Here is a 6,769-nt window from a genome sequence, read left to right as displayed (position 1 = left end):
GTGGCGGTCGCGGGCGATGGCGGTGACGGCCTGGCGGTGGGCCTCGTCGAGGTGATCCAGGGAGTTGGCCGTGATCAGGTAGCCGGTGGCGCCGGCGAAGGCGCGGCCGGCGACGTCAGCGAAGTCGATTTCATTGCGTAGCGCGGGCAGCTCGGCAGCCAGCTCACGAGCAGCGGTGTAGGTGCGGTGCTCGGCGCGTAGTCGGGTGCGTACCCGGTCGCGCTTGGTCAGCAGGGAACGGAGCGCTGCGGGCTGTTGGGTGCGGTCGGCGGCGGCCGCGGCCGCCATCACGGTCTGGGCGCGCTCGTCGCGGCCCAGGATGGTACGCAGCGCGGCGGCGGCCTCGCGACTGGTGCCACGTTGCGCGGCGTGCACGCCCTGGTGTTCGGCGGCCTGGACGTGTTCAGCCAGATAATCGCCGGCGGTGGTGTTCTCGTAGGTGTACACGTGGTTGGCGTCGCGGCCACGGGTCAGCGCGACATAGGCCAGGTTGCGGCTGGCGGACTCACTGAGGATGGCATGAGCGGTGCCCGCGGTCAGCGCGTCACCGGCGGTGGCTCCTTGGGAGGCATGCACGGTCACCGCGTAGCCGTAGTGGACGTGCTCGGCCAGGTACTCGCCGGCGAACATAGCGCGGGCCCCATCAGTGAGACGGCGAGCATAGACACGGTGGTTGTCGGGGTCGATTTTGTAGACCCGCCAGCGGTGCCCGTTGCGCACCGGCTCCGCCATTCTAGTGCTGTCAGTGGCGTCCACGACGGGCACGGTGGCGTCGTTGCGGCGCGAAATGATGACATCACCCACGCCGATGCGATGCCCACGCGCGCCAGCCACGGTGGGCGCTTGCGGAGCCACGGTTTGGTGGTGCAGGCGGGTGTTGAGAGCGTCGCAGACGTCCCACTTGTCGGTCATCAACAGGGCGTCTTTTCCGGCGTCGAGATCGGCCTGGTAGGCCTTCAGTGCGTCGTGGGCCATGGTCAGGGCGTCACCGGTGTGCAAGCGGTTGTGGGTGCGATACCACTCGACTGCGCGGCGTAGCGGTTTCGGGCCGCCGTTGCGTATCGCGAGCGATGCGGTGCGTTCGTCGGGGTCGCGCATGCGCCACACCTGGGAAAGCTTTTGCGCCCAGGGCAGATCGGCCACGAGTTGGGCGAACATGCCGCCGCGGGCCTTGACCGGAGCCAACTGATAGGCGTCGCCGACGAGCACGATTTTGGCGCCAGCGGTCGTTGCGGCGGTGAGCAATTCGCGTAGATGCGGGGTGCCGACCATGCCGGCCTCGTCGACGACAACCAGGGTTCGAGCATCGAATGTCAGCTCATGGTTTCGCAGGTCTTTGACGGCTTTATCGACGGTGTAGCCGGTGTCGCCGGCACCTTCGCGCACGGCCACATCGACGGCTTTTCCGGTCGGCGCCACCACCACAACGCGGGATATTCCGCCGCGGTGCACGGCCGCGCGCAGCGCTTTGAGCGAGGTCGTTTTCCCGGCGCCGGCGGGCGCAGACAGCGGTTGAATCAACCACGGCGAGGTCGCAATCGCAGTGATCGCGGCGGCTTGATCCACCGATAAACCAGCGGTGTCCAGGGCCTCCGGAGCGAGCGCCGCGCGCTTGTCGCGGGCGCCCATCAGGTCCACCACGGCGGCCTCTTCGGCGATCACCGCGGCGGTGGTGAATCGTTCATGTCCTTCGCGTTCATGGGCCAGCCGGGGGGCGCTGATACGGATGCCGATCCGCTCGGCGATGCCCTCAATCAGATACCGCGGGGGGATCGCGTTGCCGTCGATGTTCGACGCGGCGCCTTCGATCGACGGCGGGAGCCGGGACCCGATTGCTTCCACCAGATCGGCGCGCGTAAACGCCGCTTTGTCGATGCCGACCGCGGCCTGGCGGCCCAGCGCATGAACGTCGAACCGCATGGATTTGCGGCCGAGCCGCGCCGCCAGTTGCGCAGTCTCGTCGATGACAAAACCGCGGCCATCGTGCGCCCACAGGTGCTTTAACTCAGCCCACGACAGGTGCTCAGGCTTGGCCGGGCGGGTCGCTTTTTGGGCGGCGGCCAACTGCGCCGCCGTCGCGCCACCCTGCTCGTCGACGACCAAATTCTGCTCCGCCCAGGCCCGCAATTCGGTCGAGCGCTGCGACCATGACTTAATCGTGGCGCGGTCCACGCCGGCGATCTCAGCCATGCCGGTACGGGGGTCGATCGGCCCCCACTCCAAGCCCACCGACTGGAACAGATGGTGTCGCAACGTGGCCTGATAAATGATGCCGGCAGCCTTGGCTTCATGGTGCAGCGATTTGGAGTCGACCGACACCAACGTGCCATCGCCACGGGCCTGAGTGTTGGGCAATAGAACGTGGGTGTGCAGGTGCGGATCACCGTCGCGCGACGTCTCATGTTGGTAGGCCGCCATCACTAAACCCGGCAGTCGCACGAGGTCTTTTTTGCCGGTGTGCGGGTTGTGCACGCGGGTGTAGCCGGCGTGGTCATAGAGGTATTCCAGCGCCTCGCGCACGGCGTGGTTGTGGGCCTCCACCACCGCTTTCGCTAGTACGTCGTCACCGCTCACAGCGCGCAGCAGCGTCACGCTTTTAGGGGCACCAAACGTCAAATCGAACCCGTGGGTTGAGCGCGCAGAAAATGCCCGGCCCTGCGCCCCGTTGGGGGCGATTCCCTCATCGAGCCAGCGCGCCACCACGTCTAGATCGGCGGGCCCGCCGGCACGATCGGCAGCGCTCAAACCGACTAGCGTGGCTGCCTTTTCGGTATCGCCGGACTCACCCACACACACCCAGACCGGGGCGCGGGTTTCGCCTTCGGAGTAGTACTCGGCCAACCCCCCACCGGCGCGTTGCCGATCGGCCGATGCCGAGATCGCCGCACGCGCAGTGTCGTTGTAGTAGAGCACCGAATGCCGCTTCATCGGCTTCGAAATCGAAAGCAACGCCCCACCCTGTCCACGGTGACCGACCCCGCACGCCGGGGCCGGGTGTGGCGGACCGAAGGTTCGCCACAGCCCATGCTTGCACCCCTTGTGCCAATGTGCCATAGCGGAAGTCGGTGAGCTTGTGTGAATTGCTGTGTGGGGCAGGCGGTGTCGGTGGAGTGGTTATCGATAAAGGAGGAAATGGCGAGAATTGGTGAGAAAACGGTTTGTGGGGCAAGCGTAGTCGGGAGAAGGCGGGGACGAGAGGGAAGGAGGGGGAGCTGAGTGTGCGAGGGGTGGAACGAACAAGGCGGTGTTGATCGTCCGCGCGCGCTGGGGCCTGGCCCAAACGGTCCCAGCACGACGCCTTCGGCCGCTACGGCGAGCGGCGTGGGGCCCGGCCCCGGCGAGTGGGACTGCTGTATTGCCCGTGGGCGGACAGACAGGGGGGCATTGTGTGCCGGTTGGCGCTTAGAAGGGCTGGGGGCCGCTCAGGTGCGGGAAAGACACGTCATAGCGGGGCTGCGTGAGTTCGTGCGGCCAGGTTCCGGTGACGATCCAGGACAGCACGGCAGGCGGAATGGGATCACGCGCGACCAGCAGCCGCAGCAGTGCCTCCTCCATCGTCGAAAGATTACCGAGTCAACACGATCACAACGGGCAAACACGGGGGTGCAGCCCCTTTCGAAATGGCGAGCTGTTGACATGCGCGCGCGGACACGGATGGCGGGTGGCGAGCAAGTGGCGCTGGGCGGCGCGGCGGGTCGCAACCACCACACAAGCGGTCCGAGTGTTCCGGCCTGACTCGGCGTCCGATGGGAAGGCGCTGGGCTGTGATGGCGCATGGTTGGCGTGTGGTGGCGGCGGTGGTGGGTGGGGTGCATTGGTTGGCTAGCGGCGCGGGGTGCGGGCGCGTTCGATGAGCGCGTCGATGCGTGCTTGCTCGGCGGCAGCTTGAGCGGTTCGGCGCTGGGCGCTGTGCTGTCGCGCGGCCGCGAGGGCGGCGAAGGCTTCAGCACGGCCGGGACCAGACTGTGCGGCCTCGGCCGCGGCGCGGCCGGCCAGATGTGCGCGGTGCGACGCCGCACTCTCGGCGCGGCGCAGTTGTTCGGCGGCGACGCGGGCTTGCGCTTCGCGGGCCTCATCGAGGGCAGCCGGTCGATCGCCCAGGTTGTCAGCACCGTGCCAGACCAGGATCGCCCCGAGCAGCCCGATTGGTTTGTGCGGGGTGTCGGGGATCCAGTGACCTACGCCGAGCCAGTCGTTGATGAGCTGGTTGAGGTCGCGCGGGGTCCAGCCGGCGGCGGCCGGCGCAGCCAGCATGGCCGCCCAGGCGGTGGGACTATGCCGGTGACACCACGGCGGGGCCTGCGGGTGGGCGCGCCAGGACTTGGCCAAGGCCAGCCCCCCGGGGTCAGGGCGTGCGCGGCGCGCTGCGCCGCGCTTGCCGGCGCCGGTACGGCGACGGGTGGCGGTAGTAACCACGTCCTGACGGACGTGTTGATCCCTTACGGGACCACTTCGTGGATGGGGTGACAGCACCTTTTGAATCTTGTGGATGACGCGGTTGAGCAGCCGGTGGTCGTGCAGTGCCCACACGGAGGCCCAGCCGCGGCCGCGGTCCCCGACGCGCCAGGAGGCCAGGCGTTCGGTGCGGGTGCGTTGGCGGCCGCGTAGCACCTCGGTGGCCACGTCGAGCAGTCGCAGCACGGTGTTGGCGCGTTGGATGGTGCGCACGTCGTAGCCGGTGTCGGTGGCGAGCCGTTCGTTGCTGGGCCGGCAGTCCCGGCCGGTGGCGTAGTCGGCGTAGTGGGCGCGGGCCTCAGCGATGCGCAGTAGCGCGCGCCGGCTGATTTGGTTGGCACCCATGTGGGGGCGCACGTCGGTGTCGTAGCGCAGGTCGTAGGCCACCGGAACGGTCCACTGGGCCCACCGCTGTGCGCCGGTCCAGCAGGGCACGCCCGCGTAGGGCGCGGGGCCGAGCTCGAGGACGATGGCCGCCGCGATCGTCCGGCAGTTGGCCGCCAATAAGGCTTGCGCGCGTGGGCCTGTGCGGGCCGTTCCGCGCCGCGGCTGTAGACGGGTGCACCCGCGATGCAGCAGTTTTTGGGTTTCTGAAACGTCACGGCGCGCGCCATCTGGAATCAGATTCAGGTATGCGCTACCGTGAGATCTGCTCGCCAAAGCAAATCCCTTCGGGGAAGTCGAAGCCCTCGGCCTGCCAGCCGGGGGTTTCGCCGTTTATTCAGGTGTCCACGTCTGCCTCGGCGTCGCCCAATTGAGTCCTGCAAAGCCGTTTGGGCGCCGAGGCGTAGCTCTCACATCGCCAGTGGCAGAACCTCTTCCTTGTCCTCGTTGAGATGCCTTACGAGGTCGGGTCTTCCGACATGGGCGGCGATGACGTCAGCCAAATAGCTTGATCGATCAATCCCTCTGGCCGCTGCGGCCGCGTCCACAGCTTCACGCACTGCTACGGGGATTCGCATGGTGATTACATGACGGGGGCCGAGATGAACTCTGCCCGGTCTATTTGGTCCAGCCATGGCCCCGATCATGCAGGGCTGAAATCTGAATTCGGTGCTGACACGCCGTGTGTCCGTGATGTTTTCGTGACTGGGATTTAGGCGGCCTTTGAGACCCAGCGGCGAATACTCTCGACCATCGGCCGCCGGCGCCGGCGGTCATCGTCGGCGTCGCTGCGGTCGAGCAGTGGGGCGATTTTCTCGCTTGCGTCTGAGATGAGTTGGGCGGCTTGGGCCATGTGGGCTGCGGCTGCGGTGATCACCAGGTCGATGTTGGCGGGGTCGCCGTGGGTGGTGAGCGGCTGTCCTACGGCCAGGCCGAGCCTGATGAAGGTTTGCGGCATGAGCTGGGTGAGTATTTCGGCGGCGTCAAGGAGGCTGTAGGCCTGGTCGGCGGTGATTGGGTGGTCGGCTAGCTGGGTCGCCGTTGTTGCGTTGTTGAATGCGCGGACGTTGGCGACCGCAACGGTGAGGAACTGATCAGCCGTAGTCACACTTACAGACTAACAGAGTTCCGAAGTTATAGGCCTATCGACTGGCGTAGGTCGGCTTCGGTGTCGCCGGCCAGCTCTGTTTCGCGCTGGAGCAGTAGATCGATCGCAACTCGTATGAGCGTGTTTTCGGTGATCCGCTCGCCTTTGCCGGCCCGGGCCCGGTTGAGGGCGCGGCTAATACTGCTGAGGCGGCTGTACTGGTCGGGGCGTAGGCGGGTCTCTTTGCGTTCAAGTTGGTCGTAGCGCACCCATTGACCCGGCCGCGGGTCGTCATCGTGAGGCATAGCGGCGAGTCACCTTCTGGTCAGGAAGTCTGGTAATCCCAAAGTAACAGACTCATCGCGGGATAACGGGTGACAAAAACCCGCCCCCAGCAGGGACGGGTGGTGTGGCGTCCATTATGCAACGGAGATGGCCTGAATAGGGCGAAGTGAGCCCGACACCCGGCCGGACGACCGTGGCGCTCGGGCTTCGCGCATATCTGGGCAGGTCTCGGTGTGTTGCCCTGCCCCCTGCTGCATGCGGGAAACGTTCGCGATCCGGGCTGCAAGCGCGTGTGATCAGGCGGTGGAGGGGCTTTCTAGGTTGCCGGCGGCGATGGGTGCTGTGAAAAGGCGGTCTGCAGGGTGGCGAGGTTGGTTTGGAAGTCCTGGTAGGCGGCGCGGCGTTCGTCGTCGGTGGCGTAGTCGTCGCCGTATCTGTCCAGCCATGCTGCCCAGTGCTCGGCGGAACCCGGTTGCGGCGGCTTGGCGGCCGGCGGCGTGTTCGCGTTCATGATTTCCACGGTATGACTCACTCCTGACATTTGTGCGCCTTCGCGGC

Annotated in this window: 5 protein-coding genes and 1 pseudogene; all 6 read right to left on the bottom strand. The window is 66.7% G+C overall.

The window, feature by feature from the left end; genetic code table 11:
• A partial coding sequence (mobF, locus tag AC2VOU_RS18125; RefSeq protein ID WP_486958614.1) for a MobF family relaxase occupies nucleotides 1-2,949 on the bottom strand: 2,949 nt, incomplete at its 3' end.
• Nucleotides 2,950-3,402: 453 nt separating this feature from the next.
• Complete coding sequence (locus AC2VOU_RS18120) at nucleotides 3,403-3,555, bottom strand: hypothetical protein (protein ID WP_170924480.1); 153 nt, start codon at nucleotides 3,553-3,555, stop codon at nucleotides 3,403-3,405.
• A 267-nt stretch (nucleotides 3,556-3,822) separates the two neighbouring features.
• Nucleotides 3,823-4,959 (bottom strand): helix-turn-helix domain-containing protein, encoded by a 1,137-nt coding sequence (locus AC2VOU_RS18115; protein WP_220235637.1) that lies wholly within the window; start codon nucleotides 4,957-4,959, stop codon nucleotides 3,823-3,825.
• A 592-nt stretch (nucleotides 4,960-5,551) separates the two neighbouring features.
• A complete protein-coding gene (locus tag AC2VOU_RS18110) occupies nucleotides 5,552-5,947 on the bottom strand; it encodes a hypothetical protein (RefSeq protein ID WP_084020058.1) in 396 nt (131 codons plus the stop codon).
• A 26-nt stretch (nucleotides 5,948-5,973) separates the two neighbouring features.
• Nucleotides 5,974-6,231, bottom strand: a complete 258-nt coding sequence (locus tag AC2VOU_RS18105; protein ID WP_081247677.1) for a hypothetical protein — start codon at nucleotides 6,229-6,231, stop codon at nucleotides 5,974-5,976.
• A gap of 296 nt (nucleotides 6,232-6,527) precedes the next feature.
• Nucleotides 6,528-6,769 (bottom strand): annotated as a pseudogene (locus tag AC2VOU_RS18100) (hypothetical protein); the annotation flags it as partial.

The sequence above is a fragment of the Mycobacterium sp. TH-M25 genome, from assembly GCF_057473665.1.
This window is presented reverse-complemented; position numbering and strand designations above follow the sequence as displayed.